Annotated in this window: 20 protein-coding genes and 3 tRNA genes; 13 read left to right on the top strand and 10 right to left on the bottom strand. The window is 57.3% G+C overall.

From position 1 onward, the window contains the following. Positions 1-72: 72 nt before the first annotated feature. The 3 genes from M7Q83_RS09455 to M7Q83_RS09445 all read right to left on the bottom strand — a co-directional run bounded on the left by M7Q83_RS09455 (position 73) and on the right by M7Q83_RS09445 (position 5053). On the bottom strand, positions 73-1647 hold the full coding sequence (locus M7Q83_RS09455; protein ID WP_298337916.1) for an acetolactate synthase large subunit: 1575 nt from the start codon (positions 1645-1647) through the stop codon (positions 73-75). Continuing rightward, positions 1644-3026: an FAD-linked oxidase C-terminal domain-containing protein gene (locus M7Q83_RS09450; protein WP_298337914.1), complete on the bottom strand. Its 1383-nt coding sequence runs from the start codon at positions 3024-3026 to the stop codon at positions 1644-1646. The genes M7Q83_RS09455 and M7Q83_RS09450 overlap by 4 nt, the downstream gene beginning before the upstream one ends. Positions 3027-3388: 362 nt before the next feature. Beyond that, the gene (locus M7Q83_RS09445) at positions 3389-5053 is read right to left on the bottom strand and encodes a L,D-transpeptidase (protein WP_298337912.1); all 1665 of its coding nucleotides are present in this window, start codon (positions 5051-5053) and stop codon (positions 3389-3391) included. Positions 5054-5254: 201 nt separating this feature from the next. Here M7Q83_RS09445 and M7Q83_RS09440 point away from each other — a divergent pair, with 201 nt between their 5' ends. Both M7Q83_RS09440 and M7Q83_RS09435 read left to right on the top strand, forming a co-directional pair. Further along, positions 5255-5857 carry a MarC family protein gene (locus M7Q83_RS09440; RefSeq protein ID WP_298337910.1) on the top strand — a complete coding sequence of 201 codons (603 nt, stop codon included), beginning with the start codon at positions 5255-5257 and terminating at the stop codon, positions 5855-5857. A 322-nt stretch (positions 5858-6179) separates the two neighbouring features. Next, positions 6180-6812 (top strand): peroxiredoxin, encoded by a 633-nt coding sequence (locus M7Q83_RS09435; protein WP_366526396.1) that lies wholly within the window; start codon positions 6180-6182, stop codon positions 6810-6812. 285 nt (positions 6813-7097) lie between these two features. Here the strand turns inward: M7Q83_RS09435 and M7Q83_RS09430 are convergent, their stop codons facing one another. After that, positions 7098-7955, bottom strand: a complete 858-nt coding sequence (locus M7Q83_RS09430) for a hypothetical protein (RefSeq protein ID WP_298337906.1) — start codon at positions 7953-7955, stop codon at positions 7098-7100. 261 nt (positions 7956-8216) lie between these two features. Between M7Q83_RS09430 and M7Q83_RS09425 the strand changes: the two genes are divergently transcribed. The 3 genes from M7Q83_RS09425 to M7Q83_RS09415 are packed head-to-tail and all read left to right on the top strand — an operon-like array spanning position 8217 to position 10833. Further along, positions 8217-9245: an LLM class F420-dependent oxidoreductase gene (locus tag M7Q83_RS09425; RefSeq protein ID WP_298337904.1), complete on the top strand. Its 1029-nt coding sequence runs from the start codon at positions 8217-8219 to the stop codon at positions 9243-9245. Beyond that, the gene (locus M7Q83_RS09420; RefSeq protein WP_298337902.1) at positions 9187-10353 is read left to right on the top strand and encodes a glycosyltransferase family 2 protein; all 1167 of its coding nucleotides are present in this window, start codon (positions 9187-9189) and stop codon (positions 10351-10353) included. Before M7Q83_RS09425 ends, M7Q83_RS09420 begins: the two co-directional genes overlap by 59 nt. Continuing rightward, positions 10354-10833 carry a hypothetical protein gene (locus M7Q83_RS09415; protein ID WP_298337900.1) on the top strand — a complete coding sequence of 160 codons (480 nt, stop codon included), beginning with the start codon at positions 10354-10356 and terminating at the stop codon, positions 10831-10833. On the opposite strand, the gene orn is transcribed toward M7Q83_RS09415, so the two are convergent. Then, positions 10789-11340, bottom strand: coding sequence for an oligoribonuclease (gene orn / locus M7Q83_RS09410; RefSeq protein WP_298337994.1), 552 nt, complete (start codon positions 11338-11340; stop codon positions 10789-10791). The genes M7Q83_RS09415 and orn overlap by 45 nt on opposite strands. An 81-nt stretch (positions 11341-11421) precedes the next feature. Between orn and M7Q83_RS09405 the strand changes: the two genes are divergently transcribed. From M7Q83_RS09405 to M7Q83_RS09385, 5 genes are all read left to right on the top strand, one after another. Next, a complete protein-coding gene (locus M7Q83_RS09405; protein ID WP_298337898.1) occupies positions 11422-12219 on the top strand; it encodes a polyprenol monophosphomannose synthase in 798 nt (265 codons plus the stop codon). Next, positions 12216-12650 (top strand): dUTP diphosphatase, encoded by a 435-nt coding sequence (gene dut, locus M7Q83_RS09400; protein ID WP_298337896.1) that lies wholly within the window; start codon positions 12216-12218, stop codon positions 12648-12650. The genes M7Q83_RS09405 and dut overlap by 4 nt, the downstream gene beginning before the upstream one ends. Positions 12651-12898: 248 nt before the next feature. Next, a tRNA-Gly gene (locus M7Q83_RS09395) sits at positions 12899-12971 on the top strand. Between the two features lie 1684 nt (positions 12972-14655). Further along, entirely contained in the window at positions 14656-15189 is a 534-nt protein-coding gene (locus M7Q83_RS09390; protein ID WP_298337893.1) for a hypothetical protein, read from the top strand. An 839-nt stretch (positions 15190-16028) separates the two neighbouring features. Next, positions 16029-16101 (top strand) — tRNA-Val (locus tag M7Q83_RS09385). 410 nt (positions 16102-16511) lie between these two features. Here M7Q83_RS09385 and M7Q83_RS09380 read toward each other — a convergent pair. The 3 genes from M7Q83_RS09380 to M7Q83_RS09370 all read right to left on the bottom strand — a co-directional run bounded on the left by M7Q83_RS09380 (position 16512) and on the right by M7Q83_RS09370 (position 19408). After that, entirely contained in the window at positions 16512-16940 is a 429-nt protein-coding gene (locus tag M7Q83_RS09380) for a PucC family protein (protein ID WP_298337891.1), read from the bottom strand. A 106-nt stretch (positions 16941-17046) separates the two neighbouring features. Beyond that, on the bottom strand, positions 17047-19179 hold the full coding sequence (locus tag M7Q83_RS09375; protein WP_298337889.1) for a cation-translocating P-type ATPase: 2133 nt from the start codon (positions 19177-19179) through the stop codon (positions 17047-17049). 25 nt (positions 19180-19204) lie between these two features. After that, on the bottom strand, positions 19205-19408 hold the full coding sequence (locus tag M7Q83_RS09370; RefSeq protein WP_298337887.1) for a heavy metal-associated domain-containing protein: 204 nt from the start codon (positions 19406-19408) through the stop codon (positions 19205-19207). Between the two features lie 65 nt (positions 19409-19473). Between M7Q83_RS09370 and M7Q83_RS09365 the strand changes: the two genes are divergently transcribed. Then, positions 19474-20670: a YbfB/YjiJ family MFS transporter gene (locus tag M7Q83_RS09365; protein ID WP_298337885.1), complete on the top strand. Its 1197-nt coding sequence runs from the start codon at positions 19474-19476 to the stop codon at positions 20668-20670. Between the two features lie 90 nt (positions 20671-20760). On the opposite strand, the gene M7Q83_RS09360 is transcribed toward M7Q83_RS09365, so the two are convergent. Next, positions 20761-20834: transfer RNA gene (locus tag M7Q83_RS09360), tRNA-Cys, on the bottom strand. Between the two features lie 82 nt (positions 20835-20916). Here M7Q83_RS09360 and M7Q83_RS09355 point away from each other — a divergent pair. Both M7Q83_RS09355 and M7Q83_RS09350 read left to right on the top strand, forming a co-directional pair. After that, complete coding sequence (locus tag M7Q83_RS09355; RefSeq protein ID WP_298337883.1) at positions 20917-21426, top strand: hypothetical protein; 510 nt, start codon at positions 20917-20919, stop codon at positions 21424-21426. Then, the gene (locus tag M7Q83_RS09350) at positions 21423-22646 is read left to right on the top strand and encodes a geranylgeranyl reductase family protein (protein ID WP_298337881.1); all 1224 of its coding nucleotides are present in this window, start codon (positions 21423-21425) and stop codon (positions 22644-22646) included. The genes M7Q83_RS09355 and M7Q83_RS09350 overlap by 4 nt, the downstream gene beginning before the upstream one ends. Positions 22647-22778: 132 nt before the next feature. On the opposite strand, the gene M7Q83_RS09345 is transcribed toward M7Q83_RS09350, so the two are convergent. Further along, positions 22779-23321, bottom strand: a complete 543-nt coding sequence (locus tag M7Q83_RS09345) for a pyridoxamine 5'-phosphate oxidase family protein (protein WP_298337879.1) — start codon at positions 23319-23321, stop codon at positions 22779-22781. Between the last annotated feature and the right edge of the window lie 740 nt (positions 23322-24061).

The following is a 24061-nucleotide window of genomic DNA, read 5'->3' as shown; positions in this document are numbered from 1 at the left end:
ATTGATAAGCGAAACCCGTGAAGAGCGATGCCCTTGATGAGTCGGTGATCGCGGGGTTGTGGCATAGTGCCATCAGGTAGTGAAGATTGCAGCGATAAGAGAGGGACCCCGTGACTGCAGTGCTCGCTGCAAGGAATCGTGCAACTCCATTGCACTCTCTACGGTGGTTGCTGGTACCCCGAAGGCCTCGGCGAGTCGTGCGTGATCGAGAGGAGGGTGATCAAGCGAAAGAAGTTTTTCGGCCTCCTCATTCGCAGCGTCGGGGCCAAGGCGGTCGAGTTCGAAGTGGAGAATGCCGTAGCTCCTGTTGATCAGTATGATGGTGACGATGTTGAGTCCTTGGGCGCTATGGGTCCAGATCGCTTGGGGTGCATAGAGCGATGATCCGTCAGCGATGAGGGCCAAAACCTGACGATCGGGGGCAGCGAGTGCCGCCCCAATCGCAAGCCCGAGACCGTGACCAATCGCGCCGCCGGTGAGTGCAGGGAGCCATGCATGTGGGGGTGCATCAGCAGTAGCCTCTTCGAGGTTGATGCCAAGGGTATTGCTTTCGTCGACGACGATCGCCTCTCCCGGAAGGAGATGCGCCACAATCGAGGCAAAGTTGCTGGCGTTGAGTGGACCGGCGAGGTCGGGTGCAGAGGGTGCTGCGTCATGGATAGGGGCTGCGGTAGCGTTAAGCGGGGTGGCCTTGTGAGGCGTCAGCAACTGATCGGTGGCACTTCGGGCCCTTATTGGATTTGTGGTGACCGTGATGATCTCACAGCCGTCGGGCACCAAGCGGTCCGGCAGATGTGGATAGCCGAAGAAGGGGACAGGGGGTGTCCCTCCGATGACAATGACGTGTCGGGTGCCTTCGAGTGCCGCTATCGCCATCTCCGGCAGGTAGGGTAGGCGCCGGATTGGGGGTGTTGTCGGGCCACGATCGATCCGAGTGGGGAAGGTGTTGGTCCATAGGTGAAGGTGTTCTCGGCTGGTCAGGCGGTGAAGGCTTTCGTGACCGTCGCGAGTCAGTAGGTCACCTCCGACGACGACGGTTGTTGTCCCAGTGGGGTCATCGAGCGCTACCCGTGCCCGAGCGATGGTCGCTGTGTCAAGCCCGACCACGGGCGACGGGCGAGTGGCCAAAGGGGCGATCTGTCCAAAGTTACCCCAGGAGAGGTCGCTCGGCACGATCACGGTGACGATCCCTGGCATGTCTTCGAGGGTGAGGTAACTTGCCATAGCACCGATATGGCGCGGATGTTGGTCGGGGGTCGCGCGGAGGACCGTCTTTGAGAAGGTCTGCGCAAGGCCCTCGATGTCGGATGCAAGCGGCGGATCCTGGACCCTGACCGCTGGACTATGGTCGCCGACGATGACGACGACTGGAGAGTGTGCGCGCTTGGCGTTATGTAGCGAGGCGATGGCGTTGGCGAGGCCCGGTCCGAGATGGAGGAGAATGGCAGAAGGACGTCCGGTCATCCGCGCTACGCCATCAGCAGCTCCCGCCGCTACACCTTCAGAGAGAGTGAGTATAGGACGAGGGGTGCGCGATAGTCCAAGCGCGGCGACGAAGTAGATTTCCGTGGTGCCCGGATTGGTGAAGAGATACTCGACACCACCATCACGCAGGCCGGTGAGAAGGTGTTGTGCTCCGGTAGTCATAGTAGCTTCCCAGGGTTGAGTAGGTTGTCGGGATCAAAGACGGACTTGATGGAGTGGAGGAGACCGAGGCGAGGAGGTGGCTCTTGCTCGAGGAAGAGCTGTCGCTTGGCCACTCCGATGCCATGCTCGCCGGAGACGGCACCACCGATGCTGGTCGCGAGGTGTACGATGGCGGTTGCTGCCGCATGGCACTCGACGGGATCGGACGCAAAGAGCGAGAGGTGCACATTGCCGTCACCGACGTGCCCGGTGCCAACAAGGAGGGTGTCGTGTTCGCGAGCGCAGCTGGCGGCGCCAGCGAAGAGTGTGGCCAGTTGTGAACGGGGCACCACCGTATCGAGTATGATTGTTGCCCCAAGGGCCTTGACGGTCCAGAATGCCGCTTCGCGGGCGTTGATCAGACCTTGACGTTGACCCTCATCGAGCAGGTACTGTTCAGTGGAATGATGAACGTTGAGCAGCCCCATCACTTCATTGAGTTGCCACGAGAGATCTTCGTCGCTCATGGCTTCGAGTTCGATCATGAGGTAGGCACTAGTGGTTGCGGCGACGTTGGCGCTCACGCCGAGGCTCACACCTGCGTGTTGGGCCATCGCAGCGAGACCGGTCGCCTCGACGTACTCCAAGATGCTGGGGAGTAGGCCGCGTTCGGGAATGCTCACGACTGCGTTGGCGAGATCTTCAAAGTTCCGGAAGCTCGCCAAGATCAGCGTTCGAGTGTGTGCGCGGAGGCTGAGACGTACGAGGACTTCGGTGACCAATGCGAGCGTTCCTTCCGAACCAATGAGGAGCTGGGTGAGGTCATAGCCAGAGCTCGTCTTCACATACGCGCCGCCCGACCGAGCTCTGATTCCGCTCCCAGTGACGAACGCGAGTCCAAGTACATTGTGACGTGTCACCCCATACTTCATGGCTCGCATTCCGCCAGCGTTGGTTGCGACGTTGCCGCCGAGGGTGGCTGACATCTCTCCCGGATAGACAGGGTAGAAGTAGGGTGTTCCGGCTAGCGCCTCTTCGAGTTGGGCGAGGGTGACGCCCGGTTCGACTCTCGCTGTTTGGTCGATGGTGTCGATGGAGAGGATGCGGTTCATGTGCTCAAAGCTCACGACGAGTCCGTCGGTAACTGGTCGCGCTCCTCCCGAGAGGCCGGTACCGGATCCTCGGGCGACGAGTGCGATGTTGGAGTGGGATGCATAGTCGACGAGGTCGGCCACTTGCTCATCGGAGGTTGGGAAGACCACGCCGAGGGGATCGATGGGATCGAGTTCCAGGGCCTCGTCGTGGGTGTAGGCCTCAGGAATATTTCCGTTAAGTATTGCCTCCTTGCCCATCACCGCACTGAGATCTGCTTTGATAGCGCTCATCGTATACTTCGCCATGCCTACTACCGTAGTCGAGCCACAATCTTTACGTTGGACAGGACCTGGATATCATGCGCATTGAGGGGTCGTCCTACCTCGAGGAGACCGGGGAATGTGGTGCCCGTTGAGGGGGAGACAGCGCACGGAATTTGCGTCGATGCTGGCGATTGGAGCTCCACAGAGCGAGGCCGGTAGCGAGAGCTCTCTGGAGGGGTCAGTTATTTGCTGTTGCTAACCCTCGGTTCACCGAGGTCGGCTCCTTGTGTCGGCGGCGACGAGGCGAACCCTATTCATATGGTGCCGACGGTTGGTACTCGCACAGGGTCATGACAACCCCACAGTTGTAGCGGATGGACAAGCAGAGGGTGATCAAATCAAGGCTATGAAGACGGCATCACCGTAACGAGCGTTCCAATGTGAACTTGAGGGAAGACAACGGCCGCCGTGGGCACAGGGAGTTCGACGCAGCCGAGACTCTGCGGGAAGCCGTATTGTGCTCGCACAAACCCGTGGACCGCCTCTGATCCGAGGAAGTAATTGATCCAGTGAACCAGATCGTGATAGGTGGTGCCGTTTGGATTGGTGCCACTCATGTAATTTTCTTTGAAGCGCAGGTAGATCGGGAAAGTGCCATTCGTAGTCTTGAGTCCTGCAATACCGGTGTTCGCCGGGCTGGTCAAGACGACACTGCCATTCTCCCAGAGATAAAGGGTCTCAGGTAGCGGTGCCTTTTGCACTTGAATCCACGCATAGGGGTGCGGGTCAACGTTGTTGGAGATGACATCCTTGATCAGGGTCGGCCAGAGCAATGGGTTATTGGCCCAACCGCTACCGTTGGTGTAATTGAGGCCGTTAAAGTCCTCGAATGCCATGACTGCGCCTTTGGTGATGACATTGGCGTTCCCAGGGCTCCAAAGGGAGGTGAGCTGCGTAGGCATTGTCCAGCGCCAGTTGAAGGTGCCTTGCGGTGGCGACTGGAGGGCGCTGACCTGAGCTGCTTCGGTTGAGGCAACGGAGGTCGATGAGGTGAAGGAGACGGGTAGATAATTGAGCTGGGCTAATACCTGCTGTAAACGGAGCATGGACATCGGCGCACCGCTCAACGCGAGCGTGTCTCCTGTGGCTCCACGGGCACCGGTTGGACTCACAACGGCGACCGAGGCAGGGGTCGTCATGGTGAAGCTCTCTGATGGCCAGAAGTCACCCGTTGTTGGTGTGAAGGTGAGAGTGTAGGGGGTCGGTTCACTCCAGGTCCCCTTCACAGGGTCGGCGCCCTGGACGGTGGGACTGATGGTAGGGAGCTTGTTCCCAAAGACCTTTGTCACCGGTCGGGAGAGCGTGATGGTGATCGTCGCCTCGGGGGAAAGGTTGTTGAGGTCTGGGCTGATGATCGCCTCAGGTGTCGAACCGGTTTGGCGGAAAAAGACCATGTTGGACGCTGCTGGGAGCGTCTCCCAGGGGTCAGGGACAGCCGCCACCTGCAGCGACCCGGCGGCGCTGTGAGAAGAACCAGGTATGGCGACGTGGCTGGTCGCCTTGGTGAGCTTCACATACTTTGTGGTGGAGTGGAAGGAGTAGGCAACAACGCTGACGGGATTCGAGAATTCAGACTGAACAGATTGACCTGAAGATGCGATCGCCACAGGATCGAGGAGGCGCGCACGGGGAGTATGGCTGGTAAGTGTCAGTCGTTGGGTCTTGCCAGCGATCCAAGCGATCCAGGAAGGACGCTGTAGGGTTACCGTGATCGTTGTCGTCACGCCGGTGGAGATGTCCTTGGTTGGCAGGACCTCTCCATCCTGGAGCTCTACCGGAATAGGCTGTTGACCAACGGATCCAGCGACGTTAAGAACCCGTTGGTGGGCTCCCGAAGTGGTCAATTTGCCGAGCGAGGTGTAGGAGGAAGAGAGGGATGCCTTTGGCCAGTTGATTGCCATCACGATGCCAGCGGCGATCAGCAGTCCTCCAACGATGCCACCGCCGATCACTAGAGCATTGCGGCCGCGGTGTGACCCCTTCGACCTTGTATGCCTGGCACTCGCCAACCGACACCTCCTCGTGTGAATTGCAGCTATGCTGGCCTGGCCATAGCTTTTACCAGGCCAGTCTCGCGGCGGTTTCCCTAGCGAGTAGTCAAGAGTATAGTTCGTACGCGGGTGACGGGTAGTCGGTTTGTATCAGCAGGGTTGAGGGTTTCTTCAGACTTTGGTTCGGCGAGTGGTAGCGCTCAAAAAGGCAGTATAACGGTGGATACGAAGTTCCTGGTGGAGAGTTTTGTCACGCTCGTCGTGATTACGGATCCGATTGGCAACGTGCCAACATTCCTTGTGGTGACCCAAGGTAAAGGCACCAAGGCGCGTCAACGACTCGCGCTTGAGGCGGTGTTGGTGGCGACCGCCGTGCTAGCCGTCTTCGCCGGTTTCGGCAGAGAGATCCTGAGCTATCTTGGCATCTCGCTGCCCGCCCTCCAGGTCTCTGGTGGTCTGTTGTTGTTGATTGTAGCGTTACAGCTTTTGACGGGGAAGCAAGCGGAACTCACGGCACAGTCCAAGGTGAATGTGGCACTGGTTCCCCTCGCAACGCCCTTGATTGCCGGCCCAGGTGCGATCGCGACGGTCTTGGTGTTCGCGGGTGAGGTGCATTCGGTGGGAAATGCGCTTGGGCTCGGTGTCGTGATCGTTGTGGTGATGGTGGTGCTCCTAGTTGTACTTCGATTCTCCGTGCATCTCAGCCGGCTGTTACGCGAAGGGGGTATTGAGTTGCTCTCTCGGGTCTTTGGTCTCCTCCTGGCCGCCATCGCAGTCCAACTGGCTGCCTCTGGAGTCTTAGCTTTCGCTCACGGACACTGAGCCCCGCCACTCACCAACGCCACAGTCGCGATGATCCGGACCGGTACGTGCTACCCTCGCAAAGTGCTGCCCTCGCTGGAGCAACTAGACTCGTTGGTAGGAGTGTTCGGCCTGATGCGAGAGGGTCAAGTCCAGGGTGTTCGTGGTAGATGACAGTGGTGACGCGAATGATAGTCGGAATCGCGGTTAGTCGGTTGTCACGGAGCTCGTCGGTGGTAGCGGTATTGCAATCGCGCGGTTCGCATGTTTGTATTCACCCGAGTGTAAATAATGGTCAGGGGAGAGCGCTGAATGGGTTCTCCTTACAGAAGAAAGTGAGGCTATCGTGGTCCAGTTAGGTGATATTGTTCCAGATTTTGAGGCGGATACGACATTAGGGAGGATCCGGTTTCACGATTGGCTCGGGGACTCCTGGGGTATTCTATTTTCCCACCCCAAGGACTATACCCCGGTGTGCACAACAGAGCTGGGTGAGGTAGCACGTCTACAACCAGAGTTCGACCGTCGATCCACCAAGGTGATAGGTCTCTCGGTCGATGACGTTGCGAGTCATCTGAAGTGGGAGTCAGATATCGAAGAGGTGCGAGGACATGCGGTTGGGTTTCCGATGATCGGGGATGCTGATCGGAAGGTATCGTCTCTCTACGGTATGATCCACCCGAATGCATCGGACACGCTCACGGTCCGCTCCGTTTTCATTATCGATCCTGCCAAGAAATTACGCCTCGAGATGACGTACCCAGCCTCGGTGGGCAGAAACTTTACGGAGATTCTGCGGGTCTTGGACGCGTTGCAGCTCTCCGATGCATTTCCTGTGGTGACCCCGGTGAATTGGAAGCCTGGTGACGAGGTGATCGTTGCCAACTCTGTCAGTGCTGAAGCGGCACGCAAGCAGTTCGAAGGCTTCCGTGAGGTGAAGTCTTACCTACGCTTTGCCAAAGATCCCAAGGCTTAGATCACGAGAGGCGCAGATTACGAGTCGCAGCGTACCACGCCATAGCCTGTTAACGAGGTGTCGTACCGGGGCCGATGCGACCGGTAGGACACCTCGTGGATATTTTCTAGCACCGTCCGGCAGGTACTTGCACTAGCTAGAGACAAGGTTCGGGGCCGGGTGGGTTGCTGCCTCGGGTCCTATCGTTGGCGAGTGGGGAGATAACTTCGGTGGTATCGCTGCGCGAGAGCGGCTATCTCTCGGTCAGAGATCGCCCGCTGTGTGCAGTCGGGACACTTGTGAAGATCATGACCAAGACAGGTCAGGCGGCGGGGGAGGCCCCATGTGGCGGTCATCTCGACGGCGATGACGTCGAGCAAACCATGAGACCATCGATATCACGATCATCAATAGCGCAATGACGACAATCGTGTAGGCGAGTTGACTAGTATTGCCGAGTGCAAAGAGCGCAGGGGCCCCGGCGAACTCTAGTGTGTACGAGTCGGCATACTTGAGGGCTTGTGACGGTGCGAGCTGCGTCGTGAAGGCGGCTCCATAGCGAGTATTGGTGGAGGAGTCCTCCAGAATGACGGCGCGATGCCCCCAACATCCACTCGCCTTTGGGGCTTGACAGTCGAGGTTAGATCCACCCCCTCCATTGGTGTAGCGATATCCGTCTTCGTACATCCACATGAAAACCACGACGATGGCGTTCGGAAAGTTGCCTGCCCAGTCAGAGCCTCCGTTCATCGATGCCGGGATGGACGGGTCTCGTGCTTGGGTGGCGGCCTGGCGGGCCAGGTGGTCAAGTTGGGGTGACGACTCCTCAACGGTGGGGAGTTTCCTGATCGAGCGCTCACTATTGGCAAGATAGACGATTTGGCGAGCCTGATTGAATGTGGCGAAAGCTCGTGGAAGCGTCAGTTGCGAGAGGCCCTCGGTCCGTCGCGCTAGGTTGAGGTCGAAGAGAGCAGCTCGCATGCACGCCGGTGCTGTGTCAGGAATCAGCGCCGAATGACAGGCTGTTTCCCAGTTTGGATCACCAGCGGGAATGGTCAAATCATGCACGGGTGGTGATGTTGGGGACTGTGTGGGGGTAAAGAGGAAGAGTGAGGAGCCCGCGATGAGGAGGAGCACCATCGCCACTATTACCACTCGCTTCATATCGCTATCCTGTCTGTCGCCCGGTCGTGATGTGAGGCCCTTCGATGGTGGAGCGCCGTTGGGGAATTTGCCAGCAACATCAGCCTAGTGACGTGTTCATCGCTATGACCAAAGTCGTGGCCTTTGGTAACGTAGACTGGCGATGAGGGCTGAGGTTCGCAGAGACAGGGACGTTATGGCGATAGGGACATTGTAAGCGATAGGGACATTGTAGCGATAATGTCATGGCGGAGATAGGGAAATGGTGAAGACGGAGGCACGATGAAGTTAGCGATGCAGATTAATTATGCAGGGAATATTCTTGATATGGTTGAGGAGGTCGTTCGCTACGAGAGTGCAGGACTCGATATCGTCTTTGTCGCGGAGGCCTATGGATTCGACACCGTGTCTATCCTCGGCTATTTGGCGGCTAAAACGACACGTGTCGAGCTCGGGCCTGGCATTCTTCCTATTTACTCTCGTACGCCTGCGTTGATTGCACAGACCGCGGCTGGACTTGATTACGTTTCAGGTGGGCGCGCGGTTCTTGGTCTTGGAGCCTCTGGTCCTCAGGTGATCGAGGGTTGGCATGGGGTTGCCTATGATCGACCGATCGCTCGGACGCGGGAGCTCATCGGGCTCTGTCGGAAGGTGTGGCGCCGTGAGCGGCTGGAGTCTGATGGTATCTACCAAATTCCGCTTCGAGGCGGTACTGGGTTGGGCAAAGCGCTCAAACTCATTACCGAGCCAGTTCGACCACGAGTACCGATCTACCTCGCGGCGATCGGACCTGCGAATGTGGCGTTAGCCTCCGAACTCGCGGAGGGTTGGTTGCCTATCTTCTACCTTCCCGAGCAGGCGGAATCGGTGTGGGGCGAATCGGTGCGCAAGGGACTGCGTCTTCGAGACGCTGATCTCGGTGATTTTGAGATCGTTGCGGGAGGTTTGCTCGCTATTGAGAACAACAGCCAGGATCTGCTTGATCTCGCACGGCCATATGTGGCACTCTACGTTGGGGGCATGGGTGCAAAGACCAAGAACTTCTATAACGACCTGTTTCGACGCTATGGATATGGCGACCTAGCAGAGCAAATTCAAGACCTCTATCTTGGCGGGGAACGAGAGAAAGCAGCCCAACTTGTACCGAATGAGCTGATGGAGCGGATGAACCTTGTCGGTAGCGCGGGTTTCGTTCAGGAGCGTGTTCAGGCTTTTGCCCGAGCCGGAGTGACTACGTTGATGGTGACCCCGATTGGGCAAGATCCAATCGGTTCGTTCAGACAGCTGCGCTCCATGGTTGATCGGCTTTGATTTGGTGCTTTCCATTGCGGTTCTGTGGCCGTTGTTGGTGGTCGTGGGGGAGGTGTATTTTGCCTGGAGGTTGTTAATTCCTCCTCGGGTTGATCGATCCCTCTTTGAGAGTGCTTCGCTCGTTGGGGTTGAGGTTGTGATTCCTGCACACAACGAGGCGACTTCATTGGCAAAGTTGCTGGCCAGCTTGAGCGCTCAAAGGGGGGTCATCTCCTCCGTGACCGTGATCGACGATCGTTCAACTGATGGGACTGGCGCCATTGCACGATCATTGGGAGTCGAGGTCGTTCGCCTCGACCAGCGTCGTGGCAATAATCCAAAGGCAGGCGCCCTAAGCGCTTGGTCCCCCAAGGAGTCGACCGAGACGGTGGTCTTTTTGGATGCTGACGTCGATCTAGTAGGGGCTGATGCGTTGGCTCGGTTGGTCTCCGCCGCCCGGAGTCGACCGAATGATCTCATCAGCGTGCAGCCTTATCATCGGATGGAGCGTTGGTACGAGCAATTTGCATTTTTCCCTAACCTGGTCGCTCTGATCGCCTCAGGGGCGTTCGGGGCGCTAGGTCATCCCTACTCATCGGCTACCTTTGGTCCAGTGCTTTGTTGTCAAGTAGCCCGATACCACAGTGTCGGCGGGCACGCAGCTGTGCTCGACTCGGTGCTCGATGACCAAGCCCTGGGAGAGAAGTTCCGACACGCCAGTGGGCATACCGTCCTCTATGAGGGGCGAGGTTGGATCGAGTTTCGGATGTATCCGAATGGGTTCTGGCAGTTACTTGAGGGGTTTCGCAAGAACGTCGCTATCGGCGCTCTCAGTGTGCGCGGCATCGGTGCATTGGTGGCGACCCTGATGATTGTTGCGCAGCTCTCGGCAATGGCAAATCTGGTTACCGCTGCGCCAAGTGAGCTGGTCGGAGCCCTCACCGTTGTGGGGTTGATGTTCGTCATCAATGTGCTGGTAGCTCGACGTATCGGTTCGTTCAAGTGGACCGGTGTGATACTCCAAGTGCTCTACTTAGTGGTGTTCCTTGTGATCGTGGTGACGTCTGGAGTTGATCTGCTCCGTGGTAAGACCACTTGGAAGGGTCAGCTAATGAGAACGAGACGCTGAGTGTCCAATGTGGTCGGCATGGCGCTTGCCATAGCATTCTGGATCGCGACGAGCGTGGTGGTGGGGTTCCTCGGCGCACGGCTCTCGCTAACGGCGTTGCTCTCGATCGCTCGTCATTCTTGGTGGTTGGGTGGGCCAAGGGCACGCTGGTACCGAAAAAGGCTATTCATTGACGCCTGGAAGCATCGGTTGCCTGAGGCAGGAAGTTTTGGGGGTGGTGTCTCTAAACGAAGCATTGCTAGTCGCCAGCACACCACACTAGCAAGATTGTATTTGGAGACCGTGCGAGCGGAGTTGGTGCACACGGGGTTGTTGGTAATTCAGTGGTTGCCAGCGCTGTGGCTCAGCCCAGGTTTTGTCGTCGTGCCTGTGCTCTATGCCGTGCTTGCGAACGTTCCCTTCCTGGCGGTTCAACGCTACAATCGGGTGCGTCTGTCACGAATTATCGACATCTACGATCCGTGGTGTTTTGACGAATAGATGCTCGCGGTAGTACTCAAGTTCAGCGATGCTATCTCGAATATCGTCAAGAGCACGATGGGAGCTGTCTTTTTTGGGTAAGTGTTCTGCCAAGCCAGGATACCAACGCTTTGCGAGTTCCTTGATGCTTGAGACATCGACGGAGCGATAGTGCAACCAGTTTTCAAGATCAGGCATGTATCTGGCGAGAAAGCGACGATCGGTGCCGATAGAGTTTCCGCAAAGCGGCACCTGGCGAGCGTTCGGGCAGTGCCGTTTAAGAAAGGCGAGAGCTGCAGAATGGGCTTCTTCGAGGGTGATAGTGGAGGCGCGAACGTCGGTGAGGAGCCCATTGGTTTCGTGCATTTTTGTGACGACCTTCTCCATGCCCCCTAATGCGTCCTCGTCGGCATGAATTACAAGTGGTCCGAACTCCTCGACGGTATTGAGGTCGTCGTCGGTAACAATCATTGCGATTTCTAGGATGACATGGCGCTCGGGGAGAAGCCCTGTCATTTCAAGATCCATCCATGCCAACATGACAGCCAGGTTACTCGCTGTGTATGCTAAGTGGGGTACCATAAAGGTAAGACGAGCAAGAAGGGACTTATGGGTCGTACGGCATCGCAGTATCCCTGGGTGATCGTTCCAACATATAACGAAGCCAGCAATATCCTCGACATCGTCGAGGCGATACGCAAGGCGGTCCCCGCTGCGACGGTACTCGTGGTTGATGACAGCTCGCCTGATGGCACCGCAGATTTGGTCGAGAGCCTCAGCAAGGATGATCGGTTGGTTCGTGTGCTGCGTCGTCCTGGCAAGGCTGGGTTGGGTGCGGCGTACCGGGCAGGTTTTCGGGAGGCGTTGAGCGCGGGAGCGACAGCACTGGTTGAAATCGACGCGGATTTCTCGCATGACCCAGTGGTCATACCGAAGTTGCTTGACGGCCTCGATGATGGCGCTGGTCTCGCCATCGGCTCGCGTTACATTCCCGGCGGTTCGTCTGATGGTTTGCCGGCTCTGCGCCTCTTGATCTCTCGTCTTGGGAACCGCTATGCATCGATCATGCTTGGTATCGATGTTCGCGATGCCACTGCTGGGTTTCGGGCTTATGAGGCTGATGCATTGAAGATGATTGACCTTGACCAGGTGCGTGCTGACGGCTATGGATTTCAGGTTGAGATGGCCTATCTCATCTCCCAGCTAGGTTTCCGGATCGTCGAGGTCCCAATCACCTTTCATGATCGGCGTGCAGGCAGCTCGAAGATGTCGAGCAATATCGTGATTGAGGCGATGATGCTCTGTACGATTTGGGGGATCAGTCGAAGAGTTCCATGGCTGCGCCAAGGTTCACGACAGGATCAATTGATCGACCATCTCGAGAAGCTGATTCGGCGCTCATCGTGAGAGAGATCGCAGTACGCTTGCTCCATCCTGGAGCGCAACTGCCGGTGCGCCAGTTGCCCGGTGATGCGGGGGCTGATCTTGTGCTCATTGAGCACCTGACGCTACGCCCCGGCGCTCGAGGCATCGGCCACACGGGACTCGCAGTGGAACTGGCTCCTGGGACGATGGGGTTGGTGGTGCCGCGTAGCGGCCTTGCCCTGCGCTCTGGCGTGACGGTACTGAACGCTCCCGGTCTTATCGATGAGGGCTATCGCGGGGAGGTCGGCGTGCTGCTGGTCAATTTGGGCGAGAGTACGGTAGAACTCCTTCCAGGAGACCGCGTCGCGCAGCTGGTGGTGGTTCCCTACGCGGATGTTGCGTATGTGGCGAGAACCGAACTAACGGAGACGGAACGTGGAGCTGGAGGGTTCGGCCACACTGGCCATCACTGACGAGTCTCCCGGTGGAGTGCCACCGCGCCGGTTGTTGGAGCGGTTGACTCCAATCGCTGACCCAGCATCTCGGAGAGTGGGCGCGAACTCGGACATCTGGCCGTATGTCGTTTGCCGGTGGTGGCAAGCTGACAACAATTCTGTCGTAGGTTACATGGTCGGAGATTGACCGAGATGGGATACGGACGCGTTCCCATGGATACAACGGCAAGTGAACTTGGGGTATCTGTTATACTGTTGATCGTAACGCGGACGTGGCTCAGTTGGTAGAGCATCACCTTGCCAAGGTGAGGGTCGCGGGTTCGAATCCCGTCGTCCGCTCGATGGCAGTACCCCAGTACTGTGGTCCTGGCGGGGTCTCGCATGTGTCAGCTGATTCCGACGGTGCGCTGAAGCGTCGTTAGGCTGGCAGCCCACTTTGGTCATCTGTGCTAGCTCGGCGATCGACACGCCATTGCCTATCCACGATGGGACGCGTTCGCATGGTTGTGCAACTTCCCAATCTTGGGCGTGGGTACCACATGCCTAAGACCCGGTTGGTCCTGGCTAAGGCGTTGTATGGTAAGGTCCTTTGAGGTGTCCTGCCTTGAGGAAAACTTCTCCTCCTGCAGCTGGGAATCCCCGTTATCGGGACACGAGCGAAAATGCCCTGTCGGTTGAGATGAGGTTTCAGAGCGGTTGACATAGGGTATTGGATATGATTCCTTCCTGTCCCAGTACAGCAAGACGAGCTCATCGTTGTGATTGACGTGATTGAACAGGTGCAGCACTTCGTCTGCGGCCTTCCAGGAAGTTCTTAATTTTCTGGATCGGGGCTATAGCCACGATCCAGGTGGTAGGTAGCAAACGACTGGTGGGCCTGACGGGCCGCCCACATGCCTACATCACCGAGAGCCCTATGATCGGAGTCCTTGACGTACCCGGTCAAACCGTCGATGCTGTGACGAGCATTGGCGGAGAGCTTCTGCGACGCAAGGCTTCCATGGCGAGAAGGCCCTGGCATGCTTGGTCTGTGGGCTTGATGGCGACCAAGGTTGCAGTAGTGCAATTGACAGCGAGATGTTCGCATGGTTTTGCGGTGTGAGCGATCCCGGCAGTATGCGAACCTCCGGAGCTCATCACCGGACCTAGCGCCGGAACAGTGGGATCGGATGTCGCGCGCATCATCAGAACGTATCCATCGAGGGCAAGTGCTGCCTTTCGGGCACAAGAGATGGGCTCCGTGCACCTGAAGGGCTGTAGAGGTCACCGGATCGACGAGGTGGGTCCGAGATTTGTCCGTGTATCCGCAATGATAGCGGCAAGCCGGGATTGGGGAAGGGAGTCACTGACTTGAGGAATGAATGAATAATGCCGGGTAGTCGTCGGCACGATGTGTTAGATTCGTAGGGACAACTGGCAAACATGTTGGTGGCGATGATTACCATAAAGGGGTAATGACGATGGTGTCGAACATGGTTTGGGAAGCACGATCATGGTTTTCACTCTTGACCAGCGTTAGGCAGATGGCGTGCATCCAAGCGGGGGCCAACGATGCCACTGCTGGAAGGCCCCTCTCCGCGCATCGAGCAACAGAGTCCATAACATCTGACTGTTGCATGTTCTCGATCAAGCCCGAATGGAGGTCGCGGGGTTATCGGTCATTGGATTCAAGAGCTGACGCACACGCTGACCCCAACCTCTGGAGAGAGAGTTGCGACGGATCTAGCGCCGCCTGGCACACTGAGGCCGTGCCTGCGAGCTCGACTGATAGGGTGCCGCGATTGGCCAGTAGTTGGACGCATTCGTTCACGCATGCCCCAGGCCATGCAATCGTCAAGGCTGTGGCGGAAAGGGTGTTCTGCTACGGGGGAATCGGGTACTGTCGAGTCCTGATTGCGACCTGTGGCAGGTGCTGCCAGTTGCGGGATCATCGTTCATTGTGCAGGATCCAGGGGGATGATACCGTGCACCGATACGGCGCCTCCGAGTCCCTGCACCGTGCACTAGGGAAGGAGTAAGCAAGATGGCTCTTGGACTTGGTACTGTCCCCGCTTCAATACAAGGGCGGAGTGTGTATTTCTTTCGAAAGCATTGGTGGGTCGGTGTCGTGTTGCTGTTAGCCATCGGCGCTGTCGCAGTCGTTGACTTCTCCGGCAATCCTTCGCTCGGACACTTCTACCCCGCAGTTGGGGCGACCGTATTGGTTGAAGCTCACGGAAAGGGATCAGAGATCGTTCCCGTGAGCTCACAGATGGTTCCTGGACCCACTGTAAGCTCTCAACCTCCAAGATTTGAGCGTTATCTTCCGGACTCAAAGGTGACTATTTCAGCGAGCTGCACAGGCAACACGCAGTACCTCAAGATCAGGTTAGAGCCCGGAAACGAATCGCTTCAACCCATGTGTTATTCCTCCGGAGGTGGCGCCACCGTTGTTGACGGCCCTTACAAGTTTCCCTATCCAAAGAGGGTCATTGTGGTAGCGCCATCGGACGTGCGCTGGGATGTGATTGTGGTAGAACCTGGAACGATGGACTCAGGTGTCGCAGTCACCAATTGAGTCATAGGGGCTGGTGGTTGTCATCAGGTTGGTGGCACGTGCCGGGTATGCGGCACCCGGGGGGCGTTGTTCGCGCCGGTGTCACCGATTCCATCAGTTGATGAGGGACCTTCGCAAGGTTCAAGAGTCGTATCCACGATCCCAATGATGCTGAGGGGCCCGAAGGTGCCGACGGCGTCGAATCGACGCCGTCACAGCTGCGTTATCGAACCGTGGGGTCGCCCAGGCGATGTCACTCGCGGCGTACGGTGAGCAGACACCAATACTGGGGCGGTATGGGCGTGAGTTGCCCCTTCACGTAGCTCGCGGGCCAACACGTGGACGTGGAATCGGATAGGGCAATCGACGCACTCTGGTTCGAGTTTGACCGTCTTCCACACCATCTCGCGTAGCTGATGAGCAAGGTAGCGTCAATAGCTGCCAGTGCTTGCATACCAAGAAGGCTGCGGAGGGGGAGCCCGATAGGTTGAACGCTCATTAAGAGGGTGTCCGCTGGCCATTGCAATCCGTATCGACTTACTGTCTTTGGATGTGATCGAGACGCATCCTCCCTTCGCCATGACCAACGCTCTTGGTATCTCGCTGCCGATTTTGCTTGCGTAGCTGAGAGTTCAAAGGGGCCTTCCAATTCCCAGACGGTCGCTGTTTGGCATTCGTTATCGGAGACGTGAGGGATGGGAGGTTTTGCGCTATCGGGTCGCTAGGGTTCGGATTGTGGCTCGCGTCGGCCGTTGGACGATCGTGCTAGACGTCAGTCATGGTGATCGTGGGCGTCTCGCGCATGGGGTCGGCACTCGATGGCACGAATATGGAGCCGTATGCTATAGAGTGTAGCCCACGGGCCGTTGGCGCAGTTGGTAGCGCACTTGCATGACGCGCAAGGGGTCAGAGGTTCGAGTCCTCTACGGCCCACGACAGATAGAGGAAATCCTGTACGGTTGGCAGTACAGGCTCCTCTGTCGATGGCTCTTTTCTTCGTTCGCAGTCTTGCTCTCTTGAACGAAGGTGACCAGCAAGTTCTCTGTCGGCTTGCGATGGAGTAGCAGAGCCATGTGAAAGGTTGGTCGGAAACGATCGTTGGCAATGGTGGTGATGTCAATGCTCGTGATGTCAATACTCGTTGGTATGGCCAGCGAGGAAGAACGTTAGCCTATAGCTCGTGGGTCGGTCGCAGCATCTTCGGAGACGAAGGAATGCTCGGTAGTAATGGGCATCCCACTTGTTCTATGCCGACAGTTGCCAATCAAGGAACGACGGTCGGACCTCAACGTGCTGAACGCCGTGACTGATACTCATCAGGAACCGCACGCGGCCAATTGGCGTCATGGTTCGCTGGTCGTAGAGGTTGACCGGCTGAGATGGTAGAGCAAGAATGCGTAGGCAAAAAGCGCGAGCGTGAACCCGAGTGCCATGATGAGCGAGAGCAGGTTCGAACGGCCACCGCCATTGACAAACCCAAGTCCCGCGGCGATCGCAATGACAATGCCAAGGACGCCGACGATCGTGTAGCCCAAGGCACCGGCTGCAGGTTGTTCAAGGGAAGCGTTGATCATCATGACGCCATTAATGAGCAGAGCGAGGCCAATGATGACATGAAGATAGAGGATCGCGATGGGGTGCGAGGCACCCCATGGGTTATGCGGGGTGATTGTTACATACAATACATTGGCGGTGCCAAAAATGAACTCAATGAGCAGAGCAACGATCGAGGTGAAGGACAAGAGCTTGAGGTCGAGCTGGCGTTTACTCATATAAGTTGAGTTTAGTGGTCTTGTTCGTAATGAACAAGTCGGTCTCGACGAAAATATTGTAACACGAGTAGAGGATCAGCAGTCATCGTTCGACTAACGCGACAATCTATGTGTCAAGCAAAAAACCGTTCTGTACTGGCACGTGGGCTGACGGTGGCGAGAATGGGTGTTCTGGCGAAGCGCCGGCTGGTTGCGCGAATCTTTGTTGGAGACGCCACCTGCGTAGGCGGAGTGCATTCATGACGACGATTAGCGAGGAACTTGCCATGAGTGCCGCTGCCAGCATGGGGTTGAGGATCCCAAGGGCAGCGAGGGTGATCGCAATCGCGTTGTAACCAAAAGCCCAGGCAAAATTCTGATGAATGTTGCGCAGTGTGACTCGAGCCAGGGCGATTGCTCCAGGCACCTTTGTGATGTCATCACCGAGAATGGTGATATCTGCGCTCGCTTTGGCGATGTCGGTCCCGCTCGCTAAGGCGATGCCGAGATCGGCCTGCGCGAGTGCTTCGGCATCGTTGATACCATCGCCAACCATCGCCACCCTCTTCCCGAGGGTTTGTTCATCTCTGATCGCAGCAGCCTTATCCGCAGGTCGTACGTCAGCTCGGATTGCGGTGATGCCAAGGGTGTTAGCGAGGACTTGTGCGTTGCTCAGCCGATCACCAGTGAGCATAATGATCTCGATGCCACTGTTGTGAAGGCTCTCGACTAACCCTTTTGCCCCCTCTCGGAGGGTCTCGTGTAGCGAAAATAGGAGTGGTGGCCGGTCATCAATTTGGCATGCGATCATTCGTGATGCTTTGGTGGTCTCCAAATGAAAGAAGTGTGGCGCCGCTATCGTCACGGTGTGTCCGGCTACGGTACCAACCAAACCTGAACCTGGCAGCTCCCGTACGGCCTCAACGGGTACGGTGATCGTTGATAGTGCGCTGAGCGCACGGGCTACGGGATGCGTTGAGGACTGGGCGACTGTCGCGATGCAAACCCTGTCCTCTTCGGTCAGCTTTGGTGGGAGATCATCGAGTGAGAGGGTGGCATCGGTGAGTGTGCCGGTCTTGTCGAGAAATATGGTGTCGATCTTTGGTACTTGTTCGAGGACAGTTGGACTTTGGATGAGTATGCCGCTGCGCGCGGCTCGGGAGGTGGCTACCAGAAACGCGATCGGTGTAGCAAGACCCAGTGAACATGGACACGCGACTACCAGCACGGCAATCCCCGCAACCAGCGCCGTGACGGCGGAACCTTGGGTGAGCCAAACGAAGAAGGTGCCTAGTGCAATGAGGATAACGATTGGCACGAAGACGCGAGAGACACGGTCGCTGATGCGTTCAAGATTTGCCTTCTTAGCCTGGGCCTGTGCTACCTGTTGGGTGAGTTGCGACAGGAAGCTACGTTGAGCACTGGTGGTCGCGATACCCTCTAGCAATTGATCACGGTTGATGGATCCGGCCAGGAGGTTTGATCCTGGGGCGACGAGTGTGAGGTCCGATTCTCCGGTGATGATGGCGGTATCGACTGCGGACTCGCCGGCGGTAACGGTCATGTCGGTTGGCACCACTTGACCCGGCCGTATAGTGAGCAGATCATCGCGAAGGATCTCTTTGGCCGGTATCGTCAGCGCAACTCCCTGACGCGTCACGGCGACATCACCGAGGATTTTCGCCTGAAGATCATTGAGGTCACTTCGCGCGACCACCTTGGCACGTTCCTCGATCCATCTTCCGAGGTAGATGACGGTTGGCACAATCGCTGCGGCGTCGAAAAAGACTGGCTCGCCTGTCTTGTGGGCGATCGTCACCACCGCCGACCAGGTAAAGGCGGTGACAAAGCCAAGGGAGACAAGCGAGTCCATCCCCCCGGTCAAGTGTCGAAGATCGCGCACTGCGGTTATCAGGAAACCACGACCAACGAGCACGATCGCCAAAAGGGCTAGCACCAGAGCAACCGGTCGAGACACCGACCATAGTGAGAGATCGGTACCGAGGAGTACGGCGCTTAGCACAGCGCTGATGACGAGCGGCCAGCGTTGGTGTTGGAGCTTTGGCGAGACTGTCGACTGATCTTTTGCGATCGCTTCATAGCCGGCTTGGCGAACCGCCGCCAAGATGCGGTCGGTGTCAAGAGCGGTGGGGTCGAAGGTAATGGTTGCCTCTTCCAAGGCGTAGTTGACGGTGGCGGTGGCTCCGGGAAGATGATTGAGCTTTCGTTCGATACGAGAGGCACAGCTTGTGCATGTCATGCCAAAAAGCTCGAGATCAAGTTGTTTACTGGATGAGTTCGGCATCGTAGCCGGCCTCATCGATCGCGGCAAGCAACGCATCGACTTGCAGTTCATCACCCTCGATGGTCACCGTCTTGGTGTCAAGATCAACGGTGACCGACTGTACTCCCGGGATTTTGCCCACTTCTCCTTGGATTGCCACTTGGCAGTGATGACAGCTGACGGTTGGAACACTGAATTGTAACATCGTGACCCTCATCTTTCTTGTCTCCAGTCTATTCTTGCCTACGTCAATCGATGTAGGGAGTGATGGTGGATGGCGCGGTCGTAGGATCAGGGCGTATCGATGCAAAAGTCATGCTCGTGGCGCTTGGGCTATCGTTGGCGGCAGCGACCTCGCTGGGTTTTGCGCGTTTTGCCTATTCGTTGCTCTTGCCGACAATGCGCACCGCGTTGCATTGGAGTTATTTCGCGGCTGGTGCCATGAATACGGTCAATGCGGTTGGTTACCTTGGAGGCGCGCTCCTTGTGACGCGTATCTCGGATCGATTTGGCAATCGGCGATCATTTATTGCTAGCGGAATTGGCATGGTGGTCGCACTTGCATTGACGCCAGTAAGTGCTCACCTCGTACCGCTATTGACGTTGCGACTCATCTCTGGTTTCTGCGGAGCGGCTATCTTTGTCATTGGGTCTTCGCTCGCCCAGCAAGCTGCACGAGGTCTGTCGAGGTCGGGCGCAGCAGTGCTCCTTGGGGTTTATTTTGGAGGTGCGGGTCTCGGTACCGCTTTGAGCGGCGCGATCATCCCTGCCATTCATTTGCGTGCTGTGACCCTCTGGAGGGTCGACTGGTCGATTTTGGCGGTCATCACCTTGCTCGCCATGGTTGGCGCTACGCTCGCATCGTTGTACGTAGGTGATCCACCGGTGCGTTCTGCAGGTGAACGCCATCTTGGTCATTATCGACCGTTGCTGCCGGCTCTCATCGCCTACGGTTTGTTTGGATTCGGCTACTTGGCCTTCTTAACGTTTCAGGTCGCCTTTATGAGTCATCAGGGACTCCCTTCGTCAAGGGTGGTGCTTTCCTATGTGCTTTTTGGTATGGTCGCTGCCGTCAGCGGATTCATATGGTTCCGGCCACTCGCCGGTCACCGACCTGGCCTTGTGGCAGCGTCGATCTACCTGTCGGGAACGCTCGGCTCAGTGCTCTATTTGGTCTCCACGGCCCTGTGGGTCGAGATAATCGCCGCCATTCTGTTTGGACTTGCGCTCATGAGTTGTTCTACCGCTTTTGGGGTCGTGACGCGTGTTGTGCTGCCGCCGTCGTTACAGACGGGTGCGATGGGTGTGGCGACGGTAGCGATTGCGGTCGGACAGAGCCTCGGCCCCCTCGTTACTGGTCAAATCGCCGATTCTCATTTGGGTCTCGCTGGGGCGATCGGCGTTGGTGCTACCTTCATCGGGTTGGCGGCGTTGGTCTCGCTCTTCCAACGTACAGGTGCCGCGTGAAACACGATGGCAGCAACGATCAGGTGACTGAAGGATCGGTGCGTGATCGGACGGGCGGTGAGCCGCTCGGTCAGCGGACTCACCAGATGTTGGAGGCGGCGAGCGGATTCGAACCGCTGTGCAAGGCTTTGCAGGCCTCTGCCTAACCACTCGGCCACACCGCCAGTAACCTATAGGAGACTAATCGGGACAGCAATCTGAACCGATCGAGTTGGCTGAGTCCGTGAGATTGGAACAAGATAGAACGTGAACAGACGTAAGGTGATAGGTTGGAGCGTCGGAGTAGGGGTTATCGCCGTGGTCAGCATTGGAACGCTGGCTGCGATTCCAAGTGGTGGTCAAAAGCCAACGCAAATTCCGATACCGGGCTCTGCGACGACAGCGCTGCCCCAGCTGCAGCGGCTGGGTCCTGACGGCGAGATCCCCAAGAACATCGCCGAGACACTGTTGGTGCCGGTAGGGATGGTGCCAAGAACCTATAAGAATCTTAACCCTCAGGGTACGAATTTTGATGGGTATGTTCTGTACCGGTCTTCTATGAGTCCCGCGCAGGTTCTCGCTTTCTTCAAGGCTGCGCTTCCGGACGCCGGGTGGCATCTCTACAACGCGAGCGTCACCAAGGGCCAGGATGTTATCTTGGCCTCCAAGGCGGGAAACGACGGCTTCTACTGGGAGGTCGGCATCAAGGATCCCTTTCCGAGTGGAGGCACAGGTGGCGACCTTCAGCTGCGCGTAATTCAGATCAGCTTCTCATGAGGGTACTGGTTGTTGGTGCAGGCCCTGCGGGGTCGCTGACAGCGCTCCTGCTGGCCAGATGCGGTCATGAGGTCGTACTAGTCGATCGATCGACCTTTCCGAGGGACAAGGCGTGCGGGGATGTGGTTGGTCCGTTGGCGCTGTCCGTGCTGGAGCGGGTAGGGGTGCCCCTCCCTGGGGACGCTCATCGGATCGGGTCGATGTGGCTCGGGTTTGACGGAGATGAGATGCTCATGCCAGCGCGGCCTGGGTTAGGTCATCGTGGTTACGGTTTGACGATCCGGCGCAAGGACTTTGATGATATTCTTTACCGCCAGGCGATCTCGGAGGGGGCTGAGAGTCGGGTGGGGGTAGTTGGCGCTGTTCAGCGGCGGGGTAACCGCTTGCGAGTTCACCTTGATGGGGTTGACGAGGGCTTCGACGTGGTGGTGGGTGCCGATGGGGCAAACTCTGCTGTCGCGCGTGCAATGGGGATGGTTGATCCTGACCGTGTCCTCTTTGGATTTGCCTTACGGCGACATGTCTCGGGTTCCACACGCACGGACCGCGTTGATCTGTTGCTAGAGGGTCGAGAGATGGTGACTCCGGGGTATGGGTGGGTATTTGATCAGGGCAGCGATCAGTTGAACCTTGGCATTGGGGTCGGTGTTGGTGCACAACGCGCTCGTGCGAAAGGAGCACGCGAGCTCTTAGACCGCTATGAACAGGATCTGGTTGATCGCAATATCATCACCACGGTTGGGACACACCAGGAGATGGGCGGCTGGTTGAAGATGGGGCTTGTTGGTACACGAGTCGCTGCGGAGGGGGTCTATCTCGTGGGAGATGCAGCAGGCCTTGTGAACCCACTCCAGGGCGAGGGGATCGCCGCGGCACTCACGAGTGCGTCGCTGTGTGCGGCAGTGATCGATCGATGGGGTGCTAACGGCGATGCGGCCTATCGTCGTGCCATCGATCAGCATTTTCGCGAGTTTTTGACCACCGGTTACACTATCCAGCGTGTGGCACTGGGGCACCCCAAGGCTACGCGTGTTGCGATGCGGTCGCTGGTTCGCCTCGGCCGTCGTTCTGAGCGTCTCGCCAGTGGTTGGGGTATCTTTTGGAATGATTTGACCGCGTATTCGGGCCGTCAGCCAGGGGCTCGTGCCGCCAAACTGGCGCTCGGGTTGGGTCAAGGGGTGACAAGCCTGACCCCAGCGCGGCCATCCTGGCGAGACTAGATATCCACGAGACCATCGACGGGATCCATCACAGCCCAACGGTCACCGTCCTTGGCCCAACGGTCACCGTCCTTGGCCCGACGGCGCAGGAGTTGCTTGCAACGCGAGCTGATGGACTAGCTGTTGCGCAGGTTACGGTATGGCTGGGAGACCATCGATACTACGGGCATTGTGGCGCTTGCGGTAGTTCTTTAAACCGTCGCTGCCCTTAGCAGCAAGCCAGTTTTCAAGCCGGTCGCGTTGGCGCATCTGGGCGGCCATCGGTACGCCATAGCCACAGGAGTTGGTCACGCTCGCAATGGTGATCAAGATGATGGCACGAGCACCCTCTCGTTCGGGAAACTTTGTGATCAAGGAATCATATCGTGATCCACCCGGCAGGAGTGGTTGTCCACTGCCATAGATTCGTAGAATGTTCGGTACTCCAGCGAACGAGCAGAACATCAGCGTTATCCGTCCGTTCTCGCGTAGATGCGCGATCGTTTCTGCCCCGGAACCAGTCAAGTCTAGATACGCGATATGTCGGGCATCAGGCACATAGAGAGTATCACGTAGACCCTTCGGCGAACAGTTGATGTGGCCATGATCGCTAAGCGGCGCGGTCGCAACGAAGAAGAGCTCCTGGCCGTGGATGAAGTTGATGTCCTCGGTGGTGAGCTCAACATGTGTAGTCATTTCCTTGAATCTAGCTAAGGACTCTCTTAGGTTGCGCGTACAGGGCAAGAATTGTCGTTAATTCTCGGTGTTGTGGGTAGGGTTGCTGGTGTCGTAGTCGGTGCTGGCTGACGGAGGGTCGGCTCGTTCCTGGTCGCAAGTGTACTGACCAGGTTTTCGGAGGGATCGCCCGTGGCTACGCCGTGCGCGCATCGCTGGTCTTGATCCCTTCGCTCCACGAGCGAGCACGTAGCACTCGGGTACTACAGCAACCTTGATCACTTCACCAAAGACTTCGGATGTTAGCGAGAGTGAAGCTACCCACGATGCCGGACTGGTCCAGCAACTACTCATTTTCTCATATTGCTAGGGGTCGCTGGCCACCAACACCGTTCTGTTGGCGTGCCGCCAATCTTCTTGAGGGCTAACAATCGGGGAACGCAATCGGGGAGCGCGGTGTCGTGATAGGGGTGACGGCTGACAAGCGACATTGTCCCGGCATCGGACGGGCCATACCTTGGGTAGCTCCAGGAAATGTAAGGTCATCGATTCGGTGGTGATTCTTGGTTGCGAGTACAAACTGGTTGCGAGTACAAACTGGTTGTGACATCTCAACCATTGGATTCACTGGTAGGTCGTGTTGGTGGATCGGTTGCGCTTGCATGGGCAACAGTGGGGATTACTGGGACTTCGGATTTGAGTGGGGAATCCTATGAGTTGTAGTTACGTACCAGGGGCGAACTTGAGAGAGGTACAGGGAC

The sequence above is a fragment of the Ferrimicrobium sp. genome (assembly GCF_027364955.1).
Lineage (GTDB): Bacteria > Actinomycetota > Acidimicrobiia > Acidimicrobiales > Acidimicrobiaceae > Ferrimicrobium.
This window is presented reverse-complemented; position numbering and strand designations above follow the sequence as displayed.

What these genes read in the sequence shown, in the direction of transcription:
- M7Q83_RS09455 (WP_298337916.1), bottom strand. Translation starts at nt 1,647, where the DNA reads ATGACTACCGGAGCACAACACCTTCTCACCGGCCTGCGTGATGGTGGT.
- M7Q83_RS09450 (WP_298337914.1), bottom strand. Translation starts at nt 3,026, where the DNA reads ATGGCGAAGTATACGATGAGCGCTATCAAAGCAGATCTCAGTGCGGTG.
- M7Q83_RS09430 (WP_298337906.1), bottom strand. Translation starts at nt 7,955, where the DNA reads ATGAAGCGAGTGGTAATAGTGGCGATGGTGCTCCTCCTCATCGCGGGC.
- M7Q83_RS09425 (WP_298337904.1), top strand. Translation starts at nt 8,217, where the DNA reads ATGAAGTTAGCGATGCAGATTAATTATGCAGGGAATATTCTTGATATG.
- orn (WP_298337994.1), bottom strand. Translation starts at nt 11,340, where the DNA reads ATGGATCTTGAAATGACAGGGCTTCTCCCCGAGCGCCATGTCATCCTA.
- M7Q83_RS09405 (WP_298337898.1), top strand. Translation starts at nt 11,422, where the DNA reads ATGGGTCGTACGGCATCGCAGTATCCCTGGGTGATCGTTCCAACATAT.
- M7Q83_RS09390 (WP_298337893.1), top strand. Translation starts at nt 14,656, where the DNA reads ATGGCTCTTGGACTTGGTACTGTCCCCGCTTCAATACAAGGGCGGAGT.
- M7Q83_RS09380 (WP_298337891.1), bottom strand. Translation starts at nt 16,940, where the DNA reads ATGAGTAAACGCCAGCTCGACCTCAAGCTCTTGTCCTTCACCTCGATC.
- M7Q83_RS09375 (WP_298337889.1), bottom strand. Translation starts at nt 19,179, where the DNA reads ATGACATGCACAAGCTGTGCCTCTCGTATCGAACGAAAGCTCAATCAT.
- M7Q83_RS09370 (WP_298337887.1), bottom strand. Translation starts at nt 19,408, where the DNA reads ATGTTACAATTCAGTGTTCCAACCGTCAGCTGTCATCACTGCCAAGTG.
- M7Q83_RS09350 (WP_298337881.1), top strand. Translation starts at nt 21,423, where the DNA reads ATGAGGGTACTGGTTGTTGGTGCAGGCCCTGCGGGGTCGCTGACAGCG.
- M7Q83_RS09345 (WP_298337879.1), bottom strand. Translation starts at nt 23,321, where the DNA reads ATGACTACACATGTTGAGCTCACCACCGAGGACATCAACTTCATCCAC.